The sequence below is a fragment of the uncultured Sphingomonas sp. genome, from assembly GCF_964243315.1.
Taxonomy (GTDB): Bacteria; Pseudomonadota; Alphaproteobacteria; order Sphingomonadales; family Sphingomonadaceae; genus Sphingomonas.
This window is the reverse complement of sequence record NZ_CAXTEM010000002.1, coordinates 1-20,051: the sequence shown is the minus strand read 5'-3', so window position 1 is coordinate 20,051 and position 20,051 is coordinate 1. Positions and strand designations below refer to the sequence as shown.

The following is a 20,051-nucleotide window of genomic DNA, read 5'->3' as shown; positions in this document are numbered from 1 at the left end:
GCTTAGGACTGCGATTAGGCGGGAAGGAAGACGGGCCATACGGACACCTTCGGGAAAGACGAGGGTCGGCAGCGTGGGGGTGCCACGCTGCCGACCTTCCAGTATTTTACAGGCCGATATCGCCGGTGTTCGCCGCGACGCTGACGCTGGCGTTCTGCGAAGCACCGACACCGGTGTTCTGGTTGAGCGCCTGCATCCCTGCGAAGTTCTGGAACGAGCTGCCGCTGTTCGACAGGCTGTTGTCGGTCGAGTTGCGGTTGCCGTCCGACCCGTGGAACGTCACGTTGACGCCGGTCACGTAGCTCGAGAGCGTCGAGCTGGCGACGACCGCATCGTTACCGAACACGCTGTTGCTGCGTGCGGTGCCCGTGCCGGTCGAGTAGTCGGCAACGGTACGCTGCGAATTGTCGTTGTAGCTGTTCGCCACGCTGCTTGAGCTGTCCGTGTTGTTGCTGTTGTTTGTCGACCGATTCGAATTGTCGTTGTTGCTGTTGTTGGTCGAGCTGTTGCGGTTGTCGGATGCGCTGCCGCCGTTGTTCGCCGCGACCTGTGCCCCCGAAGCGCTGCTGTTGTCGGAGCTGTCGTTGTTGCTGTTGTTGGTCGAGCTGTTGCGGCTGTCCGACGCGTTGCCACCGTTGTTGGCCGCGACCTGAGCGCCCGATGCGCTGCTGCTGTCGTTGCCGCCGTTGTTGCTGTCCGCGACCGAATTGTTGGTCGTGTTGGTGGTGGTGGACGTGTTGGTCGAGTTGTTGCTCGAATCGGTCACGTTCGCCCCGTTGTTTGCCGCGACACGACCGCCATCGGTGGTGCTGACGACATCGTGGCTGTCGGTGGTCGAGGTGTTGGTGGTGTTCGTCGTCGATGTGTTGGTGGAGGTGTTCTGGCTGTCGGCGAGCGACGTGTTGCCGCCGTTGTTGCTGCCGGAGCTGTCGGTGTTGCCACCATTGTAGCTGCCGTTGGTCGACGAGTCGGTGTTGCCGCTGTCGGCGATCGAGACGCTGACATCGCCTACCGCGGTGCCGCCGTTGCTGGCTGCCGAGGTGCCGCCCGTCGACGAGGTGTCGGTCGAGCTGTCGGTGTTGCCGCCATTGTTGCTGTCGGCATACGACGTGTTGCCACCATTGTAGCTGCCGTTGGTCGACGAATCGGTGTTCGTCGTGGTGTTGGTGGTGGTGTTCGTCGCGGTGTTCTGGCTGTCCGCGGTGTTGCCACCATTGTAGCTGCCCGAGCTGTCAGAAGCGCTGTTGCCACCGTTGTTGCTGTCGGCGATCGAGGTGTTGCCCCCGTTGCCGCTGCCCGAACTGTCGGTGTTGTAGCTGCCGGAATTGTCGGTGTTGGTCGCGGTGTTGCCGCCATTCTGGCTGTCGGCAAGCGACGTGTTGCCGCCATTGTAGCTGCCCGAGCTGTCGGAAGCGCTGTTGCCGCCGTTGTTGCTGTCGGCGACCGAGGTGTTGCCGCCGTTGCCACTGCCCGAACTGTCGGTGTTGTAGCTGCCCGAGTTGTCGGTGTTGGTCGCGGTGTTCTGGCTGTCGGCGGTGTTGCCGCCATTGTAGCTGCCCGAGCTATCGGTCGCCGAGTTGTTGCTGTCGGCGGTGCTCTGGTTCGTCGTGGTGGTCGACGACGCGTTGGCGCTGTCGGTCAGCGTGGCGTCGCCGCCATTGTTGCTACCGGGGCTCGTGGTGACCTGGGCGATCGCCGGGGCAGCCGCCAGCAGGGCGGCGACCGAGCAGGTTTGGAAGAAGTGCAGTTTCATCGCTCGTACATCCTCGTCTATCAGTTTCGCACCGATCCGGACGGGCAGACCGTCTGGTCGGCGCGATGAACGGTGGCGGCGCCGGGATCAGCGCGAGGTCTTTATTAACCTTCCGTTCAGGAACGCCGCCCCTCGGATGCGGCCTTTCGCGCCCCCCGAATGGGGGTGGCTTTTCAGACGAAGCTGGCGCGGCTGTGCGGTGCGGTCCGCACTGAGCTGGTGAGCATCAGCCGGACGAGTTCGGCCTGACGGTTGGTCTCGGTCTTGACGAAGATCTGCTTCAGGTAAGAGCGCGCGGTCTGTTCGGTGACGTGCATCGCCTTCGCCGAATCGGCCAGACTGCTGCCGTTGGCGAGCATGCAGGCGAGTCGGGTCTCGACCGGGGACAGGCCGTAATATTTACACGCGGGCTCGACGACGGGGCGCAAATCCTGATCCGGATCGACGACGTAGAGGACCGCGGCGCTCGATCCGACGACATCGGGCTGTCCGTCGGCGGGGACGATCGCGGCGAGCAGCGGCCGGCCGTTCGCACGATGAAGCGCGACCACCGGCGCAACCGGCTTGCCGATCTGGTTAGGGTGCGGCGAGATCGCATGTTCGAGCGCGGCCTGAAGCCGCATCGTGTCCGCCAGCCGCGCCCCGAACAGCGAATTGCCCTTGCGTCGCAAGCCATCGTTATGCGCAAGCATCGATTGCGCGACGTTGTTCGCGAACGTCACCTCGCCTTGCGCATCGACCAGCAGGATGCCGACATCGGTGTTGTCGAGCGCGGAAGTCAGCGCCCTCACGCGGCCGAGCGTGCGCAGCCGGAGCGTCCACATCTTGAAGAAGGGCTGGACCAGCGGCAACAGCCGCGCGGCGGTGTCGCTGGCGCGGATCCGCGCGGCATGACCGATACGCTTGAACAGCGTGGTGATGGTGACGATGCCACCATCCGCGGGGATGCTGGTGGTGAGCAGCGCGCTCTCCGCCACTTCGCCCCGCACGCGCCATTGCGACCGCGCGCCGCTCGATGGCTGGCGGGCGACCGCAAGCGACATCTCGGCCATGTCGCGCTCTTCCGCCGATAGCGGCGTACAGTCGCCCTCGGCGAACAGGATCAGCGGATCGGTGGTGCCGTCGTACCAGGTGACCAGCAAGCCGTCGCCCTGTAGCTCGCGGTTCATCTCGCGCGCAAAATGCGCCAGCGGCTCGACGCTCTCGTCGTCCAGATTATGCGACCTGATCAGTGGCGGACCTTGATCCTGGGTTCCGAACGCGCGGGCCGGACCGGCTATGCCGCGAGTCGCGATCGAGCGGAGCTGGGTCGCCATCGTCATCGACGACCGCCGTTGCTGCCCGAACCGCCATCGGCGCGCGGGCTTGGCGTGATTGGGCAAGCGCTCGAGCTTGCAATCGGGGGATCGACTCGCGTCGCACCGTGCCTGTGTTTCATCACACTCTCCTGGCTCACCAACTCAGTGCGCCGACGACGTCGGCACGGGATCACGCGCGGCCCTGGAGTATTTACGAGCGAGCGGGCCGGTGATTGCCACCTGTGTCCCGACGTTCGGTACTTACCGCCACGTCTTTCGACTCGACGTGGTCAGCAAGCGTTTCATAACGCTCGTTCACTATGTCGCGCAATGGTCGCAATGGCAGCAGCTGAGTTTTATCACCGTAACTTCCATCAGGTTCGGCCGCATCTACCGATATGTTCGCCTTCTTTTTACCGTGCGGCCCCAATCGCAGTAAAAAGCGCGGACGCGATGTGCGCTATATGCGTTTTTCCGAATTCGCTCTCGAATTGCTACGCCGCGCAAGCCTAATCGCCATGCCCTGAAGGCCCCGCCGATCCGGCACGGGGTCACTTCCGCATGGGGTATCAATGAAGCTTGTTCAGTCGGCCGCCGCCTTGGCCATTCTCGCGCTGCCCGTCGCCGCGCACGCGCAATCGGTGCCTGCCGAACCGGCGACGACTGCGGAGCCATCGGCCCCGGCGCTGACCGTCAGCGGCTCGGTGGCGATCGTCTCCGACTATCGCTTCCGCGGCGTGTCGCAGTCCGACCAGCAGATGGCGGTGCAGGGCGGGATCACGGTCGCGCACGACAGCGGCTTCTACATCGGCACCTGGGCGTCGAATCTCGCCGGCTGGGGGACGTTCGGCGGTGCCAACATGGAGCTCGACCTGATCGGCGGGTACAAGGCGACGCTGGCGGACAATGCAACGATCGACGCTGGGCTCACCTGGTACATGTACCCCGGCGGCGCCGACAAGACCGACTTCGCCGAACCCTATGTGAAGCTCACCGGCACCGCCGGCGCCGCGACGCTGACCGCGGGGGCGGCCTATTCCCCGCGGCAGCAGGCGATCGGCAAATGGTACGAAACGGGGGCGGATGCGCAGGCCGGCGTGTATACCGATCCGGGCGACAAGGACGACAACCTCTATCTCTGGGGTGACGGTGCGTACGGCATCGCGGGCACGCCGATCACCGCCAAGGCGCATATCGGGCATAGCTGGGGACAGGACGGCCTCGGTCCCAACGCAACCGCGGTGGCCCCGACCGGGGCCTATTGGGACTGGTCGCTGGGCGCCGACGCGAGCTGGCACAACTTGACCTTCAACCTGTCGTACATCGACGCCGACATATCGAACCGCGAAGCCGCGTATCTGCGGCCGAGCTTCAGCAAGGGCCAGGACGGCACCGGCAACATTGCCGGCGGCACGGTCGTGCTCGCGGTGACGGCGGCGTTCTGAGGTGCGCGCGGGGTGGCATCGGTCGCACGGGGCGGGCATCGCCCTGCGCATCGCGGGACTGATCCTGTGTTGCTTGGCCTATGTTACATTCGGGAGGCTGATGGCTTTGCCGGTCGCGCTCCGGGCATCGGGCATCGTCGCGTATTCGCTCGCCTTGGGCGGCTTCGTCGGCGCGAGTGCGGGGAGCGCGCTGGCGTTGTACGGCAGGCACCTGTTCGACGAGATCGAGGTGAGTGCCCGGTGGCGGCATTGGGGCGAGTGATGGCGCGTATGAGAGCCAGCATGCCGCGTGGGTCGACACGCGGCGCGGCGTCGCAGGCGAGCCGCGCCCTTGCCGCCGCTATGCGCGCGCTATGCGACGGTCGGGAATCGGTCTCGAAACCCAATTTGGCGACCCGTAGACCGGACTCGAGCGTGATCGCTCGCCGATCGAAAGGAAAGTCGACCCGATGTCGTCCGTAACAAGCCCGGAGCCTGACCGAACCAGGCCGATCCTCCATCTCGCCCTGCGTCGTTGCGGCGAAGGTCGCGCGTCGGCGCGCACCGCCCGTCAGCTGCCCGGCTCCAGGGGTGCCACCCATGATCCGCGCTGGTCGGCGGTCACCGCCGTGCTTGCCGAATTGCGCGACCAGGGCAGGTTCGCCGTCCGCATCGTCGATGCCGATTGCGGCACCGGTTGCCTGCTGATCAACGCGGTCCACCACGCCCGCGCACTCGGCTTCACCGCGATCGAAGGCCACGGCATCGACGGCTCGCCGGCACTGATCGGGCGCGCTCGCGCCGCCGCGGACCGGGTCCGCGATTTCGGCGTCGGCGTGACGTTCGAGATGGCCGACATGGCCGGAGCGCTCGCGGCGGAGCAGGATCTGCTGCCCGACATCGTCTTGTGGCAAGATTCGCGGGCGGACGGCGCACGACCCGAGACCTTGCGCGCGCTTGAGGCCGGCGGGGCCGTCGTGCTCGGCGACCGTAAGCCGCAGGATCTTGGTGGGCGTTCAGCATGACCCGGCGCGATCTTCGCTGGCGGAGCATGGGTGCGCTACTCTTCGCCAGCGCCTGCGCGGCCCAGTCGTTCGATCTTGTGGCGCCGGGCTGGATCATCTTCCCGTTCGCCGCTGCCTTCGTTGGGCTGGCCTTGATGCTGCACGGGAAGCGTGTCGCGGTGGCGATCAGGGCCGAACGGCATGGTCACCGCGATACCGCTGCGGCGATCCACGCGATGCGCAACCGGTCACGGCGACGCCATGCGGATCGATCCTTGGACTAGGCCGCCGGCAACGTGATCAGGAAGGCGGCGCCGGCGGTCGTCGCATGGGGGTCGAGGTCGATGGTGCCGCGGTGCGCGCGCAGCAGCGACCGGGTGATCGGTAGCCCCAGCCCGGTTCCTCCCGACGCGCGACGGCTCGTGAAGAAGGGCTCGAAGATGCGGTCCCGGCCGCCCGGCGGGATGCCCGGCCCGTCGTCGCCGATCGTCAGCATCACTGCCGTCGCCGTCCGGCGAACCGCGACGGCGACCTTGGCGCCGCCGGCATGACGGCTGTTTTCGATCAGGCCTTCGACGCAGGCCTCGATGACCGCCGCCGGGACGCGGACGGCGACCGCGCCTGCGGGCAAGTCGACGGTGATCGCGAAGCCTTCCCGGCGATAGGCGTCGGCGACGCGTGTTAGCGCAATGCCAAGGTCGGTCGCGGGGCCATCGACCGGCTCCGTCATGTCGGCCCGCGCGAGATCGAGCAGCCGGCTCACCAGCAGGTTCAAGCGCGCCGCGTCCGCCGCCATGTTCGCGAGGAAGCGGTCCCGATCGGCCGAACTCATGTCGGCATGGTCCTGCAGCAGCTCGACCGCACCACCGATCCCGGCGAGCGGAGTCTTGAACTCGTGGCTAACCGCGTGCGCGAAATCGCGCAGGTAGCGTGAGCGGCGCTCGATCGCCTCCGCCATCGTCGCGAAATCGCGGTAGAGCGCCTGGTTCTCGACGGCGGCGGTCGGCGGGGGCGCGGGGACGGTTCCGCCGCCGTTCGCGACCGCGCGGGTCGCTGCCCCAAGTGCCTCGACCGGGCGGACGATACCGCGGGACAACAGGCCGCTCAGCACGACGAGCGTCGCGAAGATCAGGACGATGCCGACCGCGATCTTGCCGCGATCCTCATAGATGCCTACGAACAGCGCGCGCGGCGATCGCGAAAGCAGCAGCACGCCGATCACGCGGCCATCCGCGACGATCGGGCGGGCATGATGGATGTGCAGGTTCGACGCCCGGCTCAGCCATTCGAAGGCATACTCGGGGCGATAGGCGTCGTTGCGCCGCAGCGTCGTCGCAGGCTTGCCCGTCAGCGCCGACTGCACCTCGGGCAGCTGCGCCTCGCTATAGCCGGCCTGCGGACCGATGAGGATCGTGCCCCGCGCGTCGAGCAGCAGGATCGAGGCAAGCGTGGTGCGCGCGGTCGACCGCAGCACGGGCCGCAGCCGATCGCGCCACGCGGCGACGACCGTGTCGGGCGCGCCGACCAACCGTTGCGGCGGCGGGCGATCGGGCAGGATGCGGGTCAGGCGCAGGTCGATCGCGGGCGGTTCGGGCGCGTAGCCGCGAGTGGCGTCGCGCATGGCCGCGCCCGGCCAGTCGGCCGCCGCCGCAGCGGCGAGCGCGGCACCCTGCGCGATCAGCTCCGCCTCGGTCTGGCGGACCAGCGTGTTCTCGTAGACGCGCAGGAACAGCGCGCCGACCCCCGGCAAGGCGGCCACGAACACGAAAGTGAGCAGCAGGATCGTGCGGAGCCGAAGATCGGGCCAATGACGCCGGACGACCTGCTTGAACGCGGCGATCATCCGCTGCCGCAGGAACCGAGACGATAGCCGATCCCGGCCCTGGTCTCGATCACGTCGCCGGCGCCGACCAGCGCGAACTTGCCGCGCAGATTGCGGACGTGGCTGTCGACGGTGCGGTCGGTGATCGCGAAGCCGGGCCCGTGAAGACGGTCGATGATCGCTTCGCGGCTGAACACCTTGGACGGCATCGTCGCGAGGGTGCGGAGGATGCCGAATTCGGCGACGGTCAGCGCGATCGGGGTGCCGCCCCAGCTCGCCTGCCAGCCGTCCGGATCGAGCACCAGCCGGCCGTGGCGCAGCGGCGCCGCCGCCTCGGCGACCGCGGGCGGGCGCCCCGCGGTGCGCCGCAGGATCGCCATCACCCGCGCGACGACCTCGCGCGGGGAGAAGGGCTTGGTGACGTAGTCGTCGGCGCCGAGTTCGATCCCGAGCACGCGATCGAGCTCGTCGTCGCGGCTCGAGAGGAAGATGATCGGCAGGTCGCCAGTCGCGCGCAGCCGGCGGCACACCTCGATCCCGTCCATCCGCGGCATGTTGATGTCGAGGATGACCAGATCGGGGGCATGGTCCGCCACCGCGGCCAGCGCCTGTTCGCCGTCATCGGCCTCGATCGTGTCCAGCCCCGCCTTCGCCAGCGCGAAGACGAGCAGCTGGCGGATGTGCGGGTCGTCGTCGGCTACCAGGATCGTGCGCGGCATGGGGCAAGGGATCATCGCTCCGGACCATGCGGTCAAGACCGGGTCGCATCCGCTCATCGCTGCGCTGCCCGGCGGTCGCAGTTGCGATAGGCTGATCCGCCGATGGCATGCGGACGCGCCGGGTGCGGGCCGAGCAGGTCCTTGGCCGTTGCTAGTCGCCGTGCGCCGCGCGGCGTCCAGGCGGTCGAGTCCGCCTGGTTCGCCCGTAGATCGGTGAACAGCCGATGCCTGACGAAGCGCACTTTCTCTCGTGTGATCGGGTCCATCGGCTGCCCTTCCAACTCGATCAACGGGATCAGCGCGCCATCGCCGACATCACGAAGGTAGCAGAGATCGACCTCCATCGCGGTGCGGGCACGGACGTTCCAGGCGGCGGCGACCGCGCCGAGATCGACGAAGGTGCAGACGGTGAGCACGACCGCCGCGGCCAGGGCGTTCCAGTTGATCAGCCAGCGCGCGCTGCGGCCCGCCAGGATCCGCCAGCAGATCAGGACCAGCCCCAGCGCCACCAGCGCCATCCAGGCGAGCGCGGCAATCCGCCACGCGGTCAGCATCGAGGCCTCGATATAGTCGATTGTGCGAAGCGCGCTGGAGGCGACGAGGATCAGGTTCTGCGCGACCCAGATCGTCACCAGTCGCCGTGCCAGCGGGTGGTGTTCGCTCGCGCTGCCCGGCCGCAGCATCGCCAGCGCCATCACACCCGCGATCAGCGCGGTGACGATCAGGGGATAGGCGCCGCGGTGGACGTATTCGGTCTGCGTCATCCCCGCCGGCAACGCGCCGCCGCTCCACAGGAAGGCGATGTCGAGGCCGTTCTGGACCGCGAAGATGATGTTGAACAGGACCAGTGCGATCAGCACCGACGGCAGCGACGTACCGGGAAGCGCCGGTTCGGGGTCGGGAAGCCGCGCCGCCAGCCGCATCACCGCGGCATGCGGCCGCAAGCTCGGCCACAAGCACAGGGCGACGAACGCCATCAACGCCATGCGATCGCCTGCCGGCAGCCGGATATCCGTCATCGCCTGTTCGATGAGCGGGTTGGCGGCGGCGAACAGGATCAGGAAGGCGATCCCGCCGATCACCGGGAGCGCGAGCAGCGCGACCAGGGCGAGAGGGTTGGCGCGCGAGCCCTGTCCACGGCGGACGAAGCGTCGCATATCGCCGGCCAGCTTGGCGATCGTGCTCACGCCGTGGAGCACCAGACGCGCGCCCCAATGCCACCCATCGTCGAACGCGGTAAATTTCGGCAGCAGCGCGGCAGCGGAAAGCGCACACCAGAACATCGCGAAGGCCAGGGGCCCCGGATCATCGAACAGCGCGACCGCGAAGATCGCCGCCGCCCCTAGCGCAACCCAGGCGCGACGGTCGCGGCGTATCTCCGGCCGCGCGATCAGCACGCCCGTCAGCCAGGCCGCGGCGAACACGCCCACCTTCGCACCCGCAAACGGCCCTGGAAACAAGCGGTCGAACAGAACCACCAGCACGACGAGAACCGCACATTTGATCAGGAAACCATGTCGCACCGCTGCATCCTCCACGAGAAGCGGTCGATCTATCCGGAGGGAGTGACGCGGTAATGCCGGCCGCGTGAGCGTTGCCGGGAGAAGCTGTGCAGATCATGTGCACGGGACACCCGAACGCGGACCTGTCGCGCGAACCATTTGGAAGATGACGAACAATTGCGGTACGTAAGCGCATAGATTTGCCGCGACGGCCGGGAGGCACCGCGTGCCGACCAGGTGAAAAGGTGAGCATCGCCCGTGACAAGTCCGCTCGAACACCGTCTATCGCAATATCTGGCGCTCACCTTCGCCGAACGCGACGCGTTGCGCTGGCTCGAACGTCGCGAGCGCCGGTATGAGGCGGGCGAGGTGGTGGTGCGCGAAGGCGAGCCGCTCGACCTGGTGCACATCATTGCGTCCGGTTGGCTCCACGGGTCGGTCCAGCTGAAGAATGGCGGGCGGCAGATCCTGCGCTTCTACTTCGTCGGCGACATCACCACGACCTTCTCGATAGCTTGGGGCAGCAGTGCGGCGACGCTGACCGCGGTCAGCGGCTGCACCTTGTTCGAGACCCCGCGCGATGCGCTCGGACGACTGTTCCGCGATCATCCGCGGCTCGGCGCGCTACTCTATGCGGTTAGCGCGTCGGAGAATGTCGCGATGGCGGATCGGCTGACCTCGATCGGACGCACCGACGGCATGACGCGGATCGCGACGTTGCTGCTCGACGTACGGTCGCGGTTGCGGATCGCCGACGGGCTGGACGACGGCATGTTCGAACTGCCGCTGACGCAGCAGGATCTCGGCGATGCGGTCGGGCTGACCAAGACCCATGTCAACCGCGGACTGAAGGCGTTGGCGGAGACCGGATTGATCGAACGCGACGGCCGGATAATCCGGATCAACGACGTCGCCCGGTTGTCCGCGCTGGTCGATTTCCGCGATCGCCACGGGCATGTCGCGATCGACTGGCTGCCGCCGGTGGGTGGCAAGGGTGACATAGATCACTCCGAGACTCGCGTCCGCGAACATATGTAACGCGTGCTAACTATTTTCGCGATTTCCCCCGCCGACTGCTGAACCCCGCCCCGCGCCGCGACTTGGGCTTGCTCGGGTCGTCCGACGTGCGGACCGCCATTTGGGAGAACAGGCATGGCGGATCGTCTAGGCGTAGCGATCGTCGGCGTCGGCGGCGCAGTCGCGACCACCGCGATCGCGGGCGTGGAAATGATCAAGGCGGGGTCGAACAGCCTCGAAGGGTTGCCGCTCGCCGATCGCGATGTCGCGGGGATGGTCCCGTACCGCGACCTGCATTTCGGCGGCTGGGACCTTACCGAAGATACGCTCGGCGCGTGCGCGATGCGCCACGGCGTGATCGGCGAGAAGGAGCTTGCCGATGGCGCGTCGAAGCTGAATGAGATGCGGCCGTGGAAGGCGGCGGGCAGCACCGCCTATTGCGCCAACATCGATGGCGGCCACAAGCTGGCAAGCGGGCACCGTGCGGTCGTGAGCCAGATCCAGGGCGATCTGCAGCGCTTCCGCGAGGAACAGTCGCTCGACCGGGTCGTGATGATCAATCTCGCCTCGACCGAGCGCCAGCCAGGCGGTGACGCCGCATGCCTGGAATCGCGCGATGCGTTCGAACGCGGGCTCGACAGCGACGATGCCGCGATCAGCCCGGCGATGCTCTACGCCTATGCCGCGATCGACGCGGGCACGCCCTATGCCAACTTCACCCCGTCGATGGCCGCCGACGTCGCGCCGCTCGCGGACTTCGCGCGAGAGCGCAATGTCCCCGTCGCGGGCAAGGACGGCAAGACCGGGCAGACCTTCATGAAGACGGTGATCGCCCCCGCACTGCGCGATCGCGCGCTGCACGTCGATGGCTGGTTCTCGACCAACATCCTCGGCAATTCGGACGGCCTGGCGCTCGACAATCCGGATGCGCTGAAGTCGAAGCTCGGCACCAAGGGCAGCGTGCTCAACCAGATCCTCGGCTACCCGGTCGAGGATCACATCGTCATGATCCATTATTACCGGCCGCGCGGCGACGACAAGGAAGCCTGGGACAACATCGATATAACCGGGTTCCTCGGCCAGAAGATGCAGCTGAAGCTCAACTTCCTGTGCAAGGATTCGGTGCTCGCGGCGCCGCTCGCGATCGAGATCGCGCGCTGCCTCGATCTCGCGCACCAGCGCGGCGACGGTGGCGTGCAGGACCAGATGGGGGTGTTCTTCAAGCTGCCCCAGACCAGCGACGGCAGCGATCCGGTCCACGGCTTTCCCGAACAGCAGCTGATCCTCGACACCTGGCTGGGCGACAAGACCGCGTGAGTGGCGGATTGTCGCCGGACGTCCTGCCGCTGTTCCGCGAACTGGGCGATCTGAAGCGCATCCATTCGGCCGATCGCATCGGATCGATCGCGGAGCGGCTTTTCATCGGCGGTTGGGCGGCACTGGTCGCGGGCATGCCGGCGGGCGAGGTGATGGAGCGGATCGTCGCGGCTGCACTGGCGGCGGCGCGGCTAGGCGATCTGGATGCGACCAAGTTGCGCGTGCTGGGGCTAACGGCAGATGGGACTGCCACACTCGAAGCCGGGTTCGATGCCGTCACGGGCGATCTGGATGCGGGTTTGCGCTCGCGGCTCCGCGCGGCGCTGGCGGCGGGCGCGCCGCCCACGGGCGCTACGCCGGCGTTCGTCGGCAAGCTCGCGTGGCAGCCGCGCGCCGGGGTAACCTGCCCGGGGCGGGCGCGGGTGGTGCTGCAACCGTCCGAGAACCACGCCGAACATTGCCTGATGGTCGCAGTCTATGTGGTGATCGCCAGCCCCTGGTACGGTGCCGATCCTACCGAGGCTTTCCTCGCGGCAATGGCGCATCATCTGCACAATGCCGAGATGCCCGACAGCGGTTATACTGGGGAAATGCTGCTTGGCGCGGCGCTGGATGGCGTCATCGTTCGTGCACGCGACAACGCGCTGGCCGAGTTGCCGGCGCGGCTCGCCGAGCAGGTCCGCGGCGCGCTCGCGCCGATCGCAGGGGACGCCACACCCGAGGCGAAGGCGTTCCATGTCGCCGACGTGCTCGACCGCGTCCTGGAGATCGACCAGCATCTGCGCACCCGACAACTGACGATGGCGGCGGTGCTCGACGAATATGGGCTGGTGCATGACGGGCCAGTCAAGCCGTTCCACGATCGCATCCTCGCCGACGCCGGGCTGGCGTGACCTATCGCTCGCCTCTGTCCGGACGACCGCTGGTCGCCGACACGCCGCACTCGCTGGCGGCACCGGGCGAGCGGTGGCCGGTGGTGGATGGCATCCCGTATCTGCGGGTCGAGAGCGAGGGGTTGGTCGCGGTGGCGCTGGACCATCTCGATGCGGGCTGCCCCGACGACGCGTTGGTGGCGTTGCTGACCGACCAGGACAGCTGGTGGACCGGGCCGGCGACGGATCTTCGCGAGCTGAAACAATTGGTGCGCGAGCGCGAGACGGTGTCGCTACGCGACGCGATGGCGCTGCTGCGGTTCGGGCCGGTGGCCGATTACTTCGCGTATCGTTGGGTCGATCCGACGTATCTTGCGGGGCTGGCGTTGATGGAGGCGCATTGGCGGCGGCCTGTGCGCGCGTTCGAGCTGGCGTGCGGGATCGGGCATTACCTGCGCGATCTGGGTCGGCTGGGAGTCGCCTGTATCGGCGCGGACGTGGTGTTCGCGAAATGCTGGCTGGCGAAGCATTGGGTAGCACCGGATGCCGATTACTTGGTGTTCGATGCCGGCGCCCCTTGGCCGATCGCGGACATGCGGTTCGATCTCGTCGCGTGCCATGACGCGTTCTACTTCCTGCCTGATCAGGCGGCGGTTGCCGCGCAGTTGCGGGCGCTGACGGCAGACGATGGCGTGTTGGCGATAAGCCATCTGCACAACAGCGCCTTTCGTGAGGGTGCGAAGGGCCCGGCGCGGTCGGTGGACGAGTGGCAGGCGCTGTTCCCCGATGCGACGGTTTATGACGAGCGAGCGCTGCTCGATGCACTGGTCGGCGCCGGCACGCCCGTCCCGACCGGCTGGGTCGACGATCCGGCGGTCGAGGCCTGGTCGTTGGTCGAAGGGGGCGACGCGCCTCGTGCCGTCGATCGGGGGCTCGCCGTGCCCGGAGCCGGCACGACGCTGCGCGACAACCCGCTGCTGGCCGAAGGCGCTGTGACCTGGCCGTCGAACCGGTGGCGCGACGAATATGGCGCGGGGTGTCGCTGGGCCGATCCCGCTACTGCCGATGCGGTGCGGGCGCGGCGCGTCGTCGACCTGCCGGAGCGGTGGTGATGCGCTGGGGGATCGCCGGGTTCGGCTGGGTCGCGGCCGATTACATGACGCCGGGGATCCGCGCTGCTGGCGGCACCGTGACCGCCATCGCCGATCCGTCGCCGCGCGCGCGGGAACGCGCCGCGTCGCTGGGGATGCGGGCGTTCGAGACCGCCGAGGCGATGCTGGCGGCGGGGATGTGCGATCTACTCTACGTCGCCACCCCGAACGACACGCATCTGGAACCGGTGGCAGCCGCGGCAGCGGCAGGCATACCGGTGCTCTGCGAGAAGCCGATGGCCGCGACGATAGATGGCGCCGAGGCGATCGCTGCGACGGTCGCGGATCGCACGCTCTATGGGACCGCATTCGACCAGCGCCACCATCCCGCGCACGTCGCGATGGCAGCGGCGATCGCCGCGGGGTCGATCGGTCGGCCGGTCGGGGTGCGGATCGTCTATGCCTGCTGGGTCGATCCACACTGGTCGCCCCACGGCGGTGCGCACGACAATTGGCGCGCCGATCCCGGGCGGGCGGGCGGCGGTGCCGTGATCGACCTAGCACTGCACGGGCTCGACCTTGCCGAACGGCTGTTGGGCGAGCCGGTCGAGCGGCTGTCCATCGCGTTGCAGCGGCGAATCCACGATTATGCGGTCGACGATGGCGGGATGCTCACCGGGCGCACCGCGTCGGGCGTGCTCTTCCAGAGCCATGTCGCGTATAATTGCGCGGAAGCGCTGCCGCGGCGGCGGCTCGAGGTGCTCGGCGAGCATGGCCTGCTGATCGCGACGGACACGATGGGACAGACCGCGGGCGGCACGCTGATGCGCCGATCGAGTGACGGCGGCGAGGGAGTTGCAATCGACTTCGCTGCGGAACGATCGCCCTTTGCCGGGCAAGCCGCGGCGTTCATGGCTGCAGCACGCGGTGAGCCGCACGATTTCTCGATCACGCGCGACCTCGCGCTGATGCGGCTGTTCGACAACGCGTACCGGGAGGCGCTGACATGGCTCTGAGCTGGTTCGCCTGTGCCAATTGCGGCTTTTGGCAGCGTCATTTCGCGCCACCCGATTGCCCGGTGTGCAGCGATGTTCGCAACGACCTGCCCGAGGAGGGCTGGCGGTTCTTACCCGAGGCGGAAGTCGCGGCGACGCACACCGGCGAAGCGCGGCAGGTGGCGCAGGATTTGTGGGCGTTCACCACCACGCCCGCACTGGGGCTGGCCGGGACCGGCTGGCTGATCGTGCGCGACGGCGGCAACATCGCGTTCGAGGCGGCGCCCTATCATTCCGATGCGATGCTGGCACAGATCGAGGCGCTCGGCGGCATCGCCTTCCTCGCGGCGAGTCATGTCCATGGCTATGGCGCGCTGTTCCAGCTCCAGCGCCACTTCGATCCCGCGACCGTCGCGATCCAGAAGGAGGACCTGCGCTTGACCAAGGCGTTCCGCGTCACCGCGCCCTATGACGACACCTACGAACTCGCGCCGGGCTACACGCTTCATCAGGTCGGGGGTCATTACGAAGGGCAGGCGTGCCTCCATGATGCGCCCAGCCATCGGCTGTTCTGCGGCGACATGTTCAAGATCGACCAGGATGCGACGGGCCGATCGACCGCGATCTCCAGCCACAAGGCGTTCCACAAGGATATCCCGCTGACCCACGCCGAGCTGCGACGCTATCGCGACACGATCGCGCCGCTGTCATTCGATGCGGTACTGACGCCGTTCGAATATGCCCCAGAGGTAGACCGCGCGGTCGCCTTAGCCGCCCTAGACGACGGCCTGGCGCGTGCGCCGGGCGTCAAGCGGTTGCCGCTATGAGGACCGGGCTCCCCCAGGATCTCGGCACCGCGGCGCAGGCGTATCTCGACGCGTTTCCGCCCGGCGAGGTCGTTGCATTCCCGATCCACCAGCTCGATGCGTTGGGGCTGCCGGTGTGGGTTGTCGCGCTGTTCCCCGAGGGCGAGGCGCTGTCGGGGATCATGCCCTATGGCGTCGGGTACGGCTCAACCGATGAGGCGGCGGTGCTCGGTGCGCTCGGCGAAATTGCCGAGATGGTGTGGCCGACGCTGACGCTCGGTGCGCGTGCCAAGACGTCCGGCAGCTACAACGATCTCGCCACCAACCTTGGCGATCGGTCGGTCGCCGATCCGTTGACGCTGTGTCTGCCCGCTGGTTCGCCGGTCGATCGCGACACCGTTCTCGACTGGGTCGAGGCACGACGTTGGGCGGATGGATCGAGCGTGCTCGTGCCGATCGATTTCGCCGCCTATTCGGCCAAGGAGCTGGCGCCCGGCTACCAGCCGTTCACGACGATCATCTCCAACGGGATGGGTGCGGGCCCCGACCTCGACTGGGCGGTCGGCCACGGATTATGCGAGATCCTGCAACGCGACGGCAACGGCCTGTTGTTCCGCGCGCTTGACCGCGGCGTGGCGCTCGATCTCGATACGCCATTGGCCGCATCGAGCCAAGCGATCCTCGATCGCTTCGCCGAGGCGGGGATCAGGGCGATCCCGAAGTTTGCGACCGACCAGTTCGGGCTTCCCAACCTCTATTGCGTCGGCGTCGACGAGGCACGCGCGCCCGCCGCGCCGATCATGGTCACAGCCTGCGGCGAGGCGTGCCACCCCGATCGCACCGCGGCGCTCGATAAGGCGCTCACCGAATATGCCGCGAGCCGCGCGCGCAAGGCGTTCGCGCACGGCCCGGCGGAACTCGCGGCGGCGGTCGCGCCCGAGGGGTATGTCCGCCGCTTCCTGGCGCAGGCCGGGCGTGCGGCCAAGTCCAGCGACACGCGCGCGTTCGACACGATGCGCGATTGGACCCGGCGCGACGCGGTGACGCTGCGCGGCTGGCTCGCCGACACGATGCTGTCGGAACGCTCCACCCGCCGCTTCTCGGACCTGCCGAACCAGCCGGCGGCCGACGGCCATGCGCGTGCCGCCCGTGCGCGCGCCGCGGTCGAGGCGGCGGGGTTCGACATCCTCTACGTCGACATGTCGCCGCCCGACCGCGCCGTGACCGTGGTCAAGGTGATCGTCCCCGGAATGGAGGTCGAGACGATGAGCTATTACCGGATCGGCGCACGTAACGCCGAGAAGCTGCTCGCGATGGACTCGCCGCTGATCGGATTTGGGGAGCCGACCGAGATCATGCGCGCGATCCGACTGACACCGGAGGACGAAGAGCGCTTAGGCCGGCCGTTGTTCGATACGGTCGCGGCCGATGCGATCGTGGGGTCGCTTTACCCGCTCTACCGCGAGCCCGAGGCGCATCATGTCGCCGCGCTGGAGCGATCCGCATGACGTTGCGCTTCGCGTACAACACCAACGGTGCCGCCAACCACCGGCTTGACGACGCGATCCGGCTGATCGCGGATTGCGGGTATGACGGCGTCGCGCTGACGCTCGATCATCATCACCTGGATCCGTTCGCCGACGATTGGCAACACGAGGCGGAACGCGTGGCGGCGCTGCTCGAACGGCTCGCGCTCGGCAGTGTGATCGAGACGGGCGCGCGTTATCTGCTCGATCCCCGCCGCAAGCACGAACCGACCTTGATCGCGCCCGAAGCCGAGGGCCGTGCCCGTCGTGTCGCGTTCCTCAACCGCGCGATCGACATCGCGGCGATGCTCGGCAGCGAGACGGTTTCGTTCTGGGCGGGAGTCCCGCAGGCGGGTGTCGCGACGGAGGAGGCGCGGCTTTGGCTTGGAGAAGGGATCGGGCGCGTCCTCGACCATGCCGAGCAGCGCGGGGTCGATGCGAGCTTCGAGCCCGAGCCGGGCATGCTGATCGAGACGGTGGCGGATTACGACGCGTTGCGCGCGCGGCATCCCCGGCTGAAACTGGCGCTCGACACCGGGCATTGCCTCGTCACCCAGGACATCGACCCCGCCAACGCGGTCCGCCGCTATGCCGACCGGATCGGCACCGTCGCGGTCGAGGACATGCGTCGGGGCGAGCACATCCATTTGCCGTTCGGCGAGGGCGACATGGACGTGCCCGCGGTATTGGCCGCCCTCGAAGAGATCGGCTACTCGCGACTGGTCTGCGTCGAACTGTCGCGCGAAAGCCCGCGCGCGCATGCCGCCATACCTGAGGCGATCGCGTATCTGCGGGCCGCGGCCGCGTGAGGATATGCTTCGTCTCGCGGCGCTTTTTTCCCGCGATTTCGGGCATGTCGATCTACGCGATCAACCTGCTGCGCCAGCTGGTCGCGGCGGGGCACGACGTCACGATGATCAGCCAATATTACGGCGATGCCGACAAGCGTCGCGTCTATGGCGGCGGCGCGCCGCCCGCGGTGCCCGGGGTTCGCGTGATCGGGCTGGAGGCGGTCGGCGAGCAGGACGGCGGCGACTTCGAGCGCGACATCGTGGCGATGACCGACGCGATCGTCGCCGAACACGCGGTTGCGCCGTTCGACATCCTCCACGCGCAATATGGCTATCCAACGGGCTGGGCGACCTTGCTGGCGGCGCAGCGGATCGGCGTGCCGTGCGTGGTGTCGATCCAGGGCGGCGATGGCCATTGGGTGGGTTCGTGCTGCGAGACGCACCGCGTCGCGATGGAACAGGTGCTAGCGCACGCCGGCGCAATCCTGATCGGCGGGCGCAGCTTCGCGGCCGAGGTGCATGAGCGGATGGGGACGCCGCTGTCGCGCTTCACGATCGTCCCGGGCGCCGTAGATACCGAACGGTTCACGCCGGGCGAGCCGGGCGAGGGCCCGGTGCGGCTGCTCTATCACGGCCGCGTCGATCGTCGGAAGGGCGTGCTCGACATGCTCCACGCGCTGCCGGCGGTGCGCGGCGACTGGTGCTGCACGGTATCCGGGATCGGTCCCGATCTCGAACCCGCACGCGCGCTTGCCACGGCATTGTCGCTCGACGACCGCGTCACCTTCACCGGCTATGCCGATTATGGCGAGGTGCCCGCGCTCTATCGCACGCACGACGTCTTCGTGTCCCCGACCTACGCGGAAGGGTTCTCGAATACGATCCTGGAAGCCATGGCGAGCGGTCATGCGGTGCTGTCGTGCCGGTCGGTCGGGGTGGTCGATTGCCTCCGCGACGACGAAAACGGTCTGCTCGTCGAACCCGGCGACCTGCCCGCGCAGGCAGCGGCACTCAGCCGCCTGATCGAGGACCGGGCGTTGCGCGATCGACTGGCGCGTGCCGCGCTCGCCGAATGCCGGCAGGTCTATAGCTGGCATGCAGTCGGGCGGCAGATCATCGACATCTACGAGGCGCTGCGCGGCACCGCGCCGGCCACGGGGATCGCCGAGACCATCCCGATCGCGCCATGTCGGTATCGCGCGGAGCCGCAACTGCTGTGACGCATGTCGTCGCCATCTCGCCGCATCTGGACGACGCGGCTTTCTCCGTCGGGGGCTTGTTGGCGGCGCGCGCGCGGGCCGGGGACAGGATCACGATCGTGACCTGCTTCACCGGCAACGTCGCGCAGCCGCAGGGCTTCGCGCTCGCGTGTCAGCTCGACAAAGGGCTGGATGCGGCGGTCGACTATATGGCGCTGCGCCGCGAGGAGGATCTCGCCGCCTGTGCGGTTATCGGGGCCGAGGCGATCCACCTGTCGTTCCTGGAGGCGCCGCACCGCGGCTATGCGAGCGCGGCGGAGCTGTTCGCCGAGCGGCGGATGGACGACGGCGTGCTGCTACCGCTGACCTATGCGCTCGGCGAACTGGTCGAGAGCCTTGCGCCCGACCTGTTGCTGGGTCCGCTGGCGGTTGGCGATCACGTCGATCACTGGATCGTGCGCGATGCGCTGGCGGCGTCGGCGCAGAGGCTGATGCTGTGGGAGGATTGGCCGTATCTGCGCCGTGCGGGTCCGCAGGAGGCGACGCCGGCGGTCAGCCACCCGTTGACGGACGACGACCGGCAGGCGCGACTGGCGATGTGCGGGGCGTACACGTCGCAATTGGGCTTCCAGTTCGGCGGGGCCGCGGGGCTGCAGGAACAGATCGCCGGAATCGTGGAGGAACGGCTCTACGAGTTGTAGGTCGCCGGTCAGGCGGGGCTCGCCACGGTGCCGTCCAGCGCCGCCAGCTCCCCGCTCTCGCGGCCCTTGCGGCCGTAGAACAGCTCGAACAGCGGTGTCGCCATTATCGTCGTGATGATCGCCATCAGCACCAGCATCGAAAAAAGCGTCGGCCCGATAATGCCCTTTTGCAGGCCGATGTTGATGATGATGAGCTCCATCAGCCCGCGCGAGT

At 67.8% G+C, this 20,051-nt stretch carries 19 protein-coding genes and 1 pseudogene; 14 read left to right on the top strand and 6 right to left on the bottom strand.

Translation table 11 applies throughout. From position 1 onward, the window contains the following. Nucleotides 1-106: 106 nt before the first annotated feature. Both ACFE77_RS00800 and ACFE77_RS00795 read right to left on the bottom strand, forming a co-directional pair. Nucleotides 107-1,753, bottom strand: a complete 1,647-nt coding sequence (locus ACFE77_RS00800; RefSeq protein WP_375419714.1) for a beta strand repeat-containing protein — start codon at nucleotides 1,751-1,753, stop codon at nucleotides 107-109. Between the two features lie 173 nt (nucleotides 1,754-1,926). Beyond that, entirely contained in the window at nucleotides 1,927-3,075 is a 1,149-nt protein-coding gene (locus tag ACFE77_RS00795; protein ID WP_375419713.1) for a helix-turn-helix transcriptional regulator, read from the bottom strand. 548 nt (nucleotides 3,076-3,623) lie between these two features. Between ACFE77_RS00795 and ACFE77_RS00790 the strand changes: the two genes are divergently transcribed. The 4 genes from ACFE77_RS00790 to ACFE77_RS00775 all read left to right on the top strand — a co-directional run bounded on the left by ACFE77_RS00790 (nucleotide 3,624) and on the right by ACFE77_RS00775 (nucleotide 5,763). Next, nucleotides 3,624-4,496 (top strand): TorF family putative porin, encoded by an 873-nt coding sequence (locus ACFE77_RS00790; RefSeq protein ID WP_375419712.1) that lies wholly within the window; start codon nucleotides 3,624-3,626, stop codon nucleotides 4,494-4,496. A gap of 100 nt (nucleotides 4,497-4,596) precedes the next feature. Beyond that, the gene (locus ACFE77_RS00785) at nucleotides 4,597-4,758 is read left to right on the top strand and encodes a hypothetical protein (RefSeq protein ID WP_375419711.1); all 162 of its coding nucleotides are present in this window, start codon (nucleotides 4,597-4,599) and stop codon (nucleotides 4,756-4,758) included. A gap of 187 nt (nucleotides 4,759-4,945) precedes the next feature. Next, nucleotides 4,946-5,500: an SAM-dependent methyltransferase gene (locus ACFE77_RS00780; protein ID WP_375419710.1), complete on the top strand. Its 555-nt coding sequence runs from the start codon at nucleotides 4,946-4,948 to the stop codon at nucleotides 5,498-5,500. Next, nucleotides 5,497-5,763, top strand: coding sequence for a hypothetical protein (locus ACFE77_RS00775; RefSeq protein WP_375419709.1), 267 nt, complete (start codon nucleotides 5,497-5,499; stop codon nucleotides 5,761-5,763). The genes ACFE77_RS00780 and ACFE77_RS00775 overlap by 4 nt, the downstream gene beginning before the upstream one ends. Here ACFE77_RS00775 and ACFE77_RS00770 read toward each other — a convergent pair. From ACFE77_RS00770 to ACFE77_RS00760, 3 genes are read right to left on the bottom strand one after another with little or no spacing between them, the layout of a single operon-like run. Next, the gene (locus ACFE77_RS00770; RefSeq protein ID WP_375419708.1) at nucleotides 5,760-7,322 is read right to left on the bottom strand and encodes a sensor histidine kinase; all 1,563 of its coding nucleotides are present in this window, start codon (nucleotides 7,320-7,322) and stop codon (nucleotides 5,760-5,762) included. The genes ACFE77_RS00775 and ACFE77_RS00770 overlap by 4 nt on opposite strands. Beyond that, a complete protein-coding gene (locus tag ACFE77_RS00765) occupies nucleotides 7,319-8,020 on the bottom strand; it encodes a response regulator transcription factor (RefSeq protein WP_375419707.1) in 702 nt (233 codons plus the stop codon). Before ACFE77_RS00765 ends, ACFE77_RS00770 begins: the two co-directional genes overlap by 4 nt. Before the next feature lie 53 nt (nucleotides 8,021-8,073). Continuing rightward, nucleotides 8,074-9,543, bottom strand: a complete 1,470-nt coding sequence (locus ACFE77_RS00760; RefSeq protein ID WP_375419706.1) for a DUF4173 domain-containing protein — start codon at nucleotides 9,541-9,543, stop codon at nucleotides 8,074-8,076. A gap of 237 nt (nucleotides 9,544-9,780) precedes the next feature. Here ACFE77_RS00760 and ACFE77_RS00755 point away from each other — a divergent pair, with 237 nt between their 5' ends. The 10 genes from ACFE77_RS00755 to ACFE77_RS00710 all read left to right on the top strand — a co-directional run bounded on the left by ACFE77_RS00755 (nucleotide 9,781) and on the right by ACFE77_RS00710 (nucleotide 19,837). Next, on the top strand, nucleotides 9,781-10,560 hold the full coding sequence (locus ACFE77_RS00755; RefSeq protein WP_375419705.1) for a Crp/Fnr family transcriptional regulator: 780 nt from the start codon (nucleotides 9,781-9,783) through the stop codon (nucleotides 10,558-10,560). A 114-nt stretch (nucleotides 10,561-10,674) separates the two neighbouring features. After that, a complete protein-coding gene (locus ACFE77_RS00750) occupies nucleotides 10,675-11,856 on the top strand; it encodes an inositol-3-phosphate synthase (RefSeq protein WP_375419704.1) in 1,182 nt (393 codons plus the stop codon). Continuing rightward, entirely contained in the window at nucleotides 11,853-12,749 is an 897-nt protein-coding gene (locus ACFE77_RS00745; RefSeq protein ID WP_375419703.1) for a hypothetical protein, read from the top strand. The genes ACFE77_RS00750 and ACFE77_RS00745 overlap by 4 nt, the downstream gene beginning before the upstream one ends. Beyond that, nucleotides 12,746-13,840, top strand: a complete 1,095-nt coding sequence (locus ACFE77_RS00740) for a class I SAM-dependent methyltransferase (protein ID WP_375419702.1) — start codon at nucleotides 12,746-12,748, stop codon at nucleotides 13,838-13,840. The genes ACFE77_RS00745 and ACFE77_RS00740 overlap by 4 nt, the downstream gene beginning before the upstream one ends. Next, complete coding sequence (locus tag ACFE77_RS00735) at nucleotides 13,840-14,835, top strand: Gfo/Idh/MocA family protein (protein WP_375419701.1); 996 nt, start codon at nucleotides 13,840-13,842, stop codon at nucleotides 14,833-14,835. Before ACFE77_RS00740 ends, ACFE77_RS00735 begins: the two co-directional genes overlap by 1 nt. Next, nucleotides 14,826-15,641: a hypothetical protein gene (locus ACFE77_RS00730; RefSeq protein ID WP_375419700.1), complete on the top strand. Its 816-nt coding sequence runs from the start codon at nucleotides 14,826-14,828 to the stop codon at nucleotides 15,639-15,641. The genes ACFE77_RS00735 and ACFE77_RS00730 overlap by 10 nt, the downstream gene beginning before the upstream one ends. Then, nucleotides 15,638-17,128, top strand: coding sequence for a YcaO-like family protein (locus ACFE77_RS00725; protein WP_375419699.1), 1,491 nt, complete (start codon nucleotides 15,638-15,640; stop codon nucleotides 17,126-17,128). Before ACFE77_RS00730 ends, ACFE77_RS00725 begins: the two co-directional genes overlap by 4 nt. Next, nucleotides 17,125-17,955, top strand: coding sequence for a sugar phosphate isomerase/epimerase family protein (locus tag ACFE77_RS00720; RefSeq protein ID WP_375419698.1), 831 nt, complete (start codon nucleotides 17,125-17,127; stop codon nucleotides 17,953-17,955). Before ACFE77_RS00725 ends, ACFE77_RS00720 begins: the two co-directional genes overlap by 4 nt. 44 nt (nucleotides 17,956-17,999) lie before the next feature. Continuing rightward, entirely contained in the window at nucleotides 18,000-19,157 is a 1,158-nt protein-coding gene (locus ACFE77_RS00715) for a glycosyltransferase family 4 protein (protein ID WP_375419697.1), read from the top strand. Continuing rightward, complete coding sequence (locus ACFE77_RS00710) at nucleotides 19,124-19,837, top strand: PIG-L deacetylase family protein (RefSeq protein WP_375419696.1); 714 nt, start codon at nucleotides 19,124-19,126, stop codon at nucleotides 19,835-19,837. The genes ACFE77_RS00715 and ACFE77_RS00710 overlap by 34 nt, the downstream gene beginning before the upstream one ends. A gap of 8 nt (nucleotides 19,838-19,845) precedes the next feature. Here the strand turns inward: ACFE77_RS00710 and ACFE77_RS00705 are convergent. Continuing rightward, nucleotides 19,846-20,051 (bottom strand): annotated as a pseudogene (locus ACFE77_RS00705) (cation:proton antiporter); the annotation flags it as partial.

What these genes read in the sequence shown, in the direction of transcription:
- ACFE77_RS00800 (WP_375419714.1), bottom strand. Translation starts at nt 1,753, where the DNA reads ATGAAACTGCACTTCTTCCAAACCTGCTCGGTCGCCGCCCTGCTGGCG.
- ACFE77_RS00795 (WP_375419713.1), bottom strand. Translation starts at nt 3,075, where the DNA reads ATGACGATGGCGACCCAGCTCCGCTCGATCGCGACTCGCGGCATAGCC.
- ACFE77_RS00790 (WP_375419712.1), top strand. Translation starts at nt 3,624, where the DNA reads ATGAAGCTTGTTCAGTCGGCCGCCGCCTTGGCCATTCTCGCGCTGCCC.
- ACFE77_RS00785 (WP_375419711.1), top strand. Translation starts at nt 4,597, where the DNA reads ATGGCTTTGCCGGTCGCGCTCCGGGCATCGGGCATCGTCGCGTATTCG.
- ACFE77_RS00780 (WP_375419710.1), top strand. Translation starts at nt 4,946, where the DNA reads ATGTCGTCCGTAACAAGCCCGGAGCCTGACCGAACCAGGCCGATCCTC.
- ACFE77_RS00775 (WP_375419709.1), top strand. Translation starts at nt 5,497, where the DNA reads ATGACCCGGCGCGATCTTCGCTGGCGGAGCATGGGTGCGCTACTCTTC.
- ACFE77_RS00770 (WP_375419708.1), bottom strand. Translation starts at nt 7,322, where the DNA reads ATGATCGCCGCGTTCAAGCAGGTCGTCCGGCGTCATTGGCCCGATCTT.
- ACFE77_RS00765 (WP_375419707.1), bottom strand. Translation starts at nt 8,020, where the DNA reads ATGCCGCGCACGATCCTGGTAGCCGACGACGACCCGCACATCCGCCAG.
- ACFE77_RS00750 (WP_375419704.1), top strand. Translation starts at nt 10,675, where the DNA reads ATGGCGGATCGTCTAGGCGTAGCGATCGTCGGCGTCGGCGGCGCAGTC.
- ACFE77_RS00735 (WP_375419701.1), top strand. Translation starts at nt 13,840, where the DNA reads ATGCGCTGGGGGATCGCCGGGTTCGGCTGGGTCGCGGCCGATTACATG.
- ACFE77_RS00730 (WP_375419700.1), top strand. Translation starts at nt 14,826, where the DNA reads ATGGCTCTGAGCTGGTTCGCCTGTGCCAATTGCGGCTTTTGGCAGCGT.
- ACFE77_RS00725 (WP_375419699.1), top strand. Translation starts at nt 15,638, where the DNA reads ATGAGGACCGGGCTCCCCCAGGATCTCGGCACCGCGGCGCAGGCGTAT.
- ACFE77_RS00720 (WP_375419698.1), top strand. Translation starts at nt 17,125, where the DNA reads ATGACGTTGCGCTTCGCGTACAACACCAACGGTGCCGCCAACCACCGG.
- ACFE77_RS00715 (WP_375419697.1), top strand. Translation starts at nt 18,000, where the DNA reads ATGTCGATCTACGCGATCAACCTGCTGCGCCAGCTGGTCGCGGCGGGG.
- ACFE77_RS00710 (WP_375419696.1), top strand. Translation starts at nt 19,124, where the DNA reads ATGTCGGTATCGCGCGGAGCCGCAACTGCTGTGACGCATGTCGTCGCC.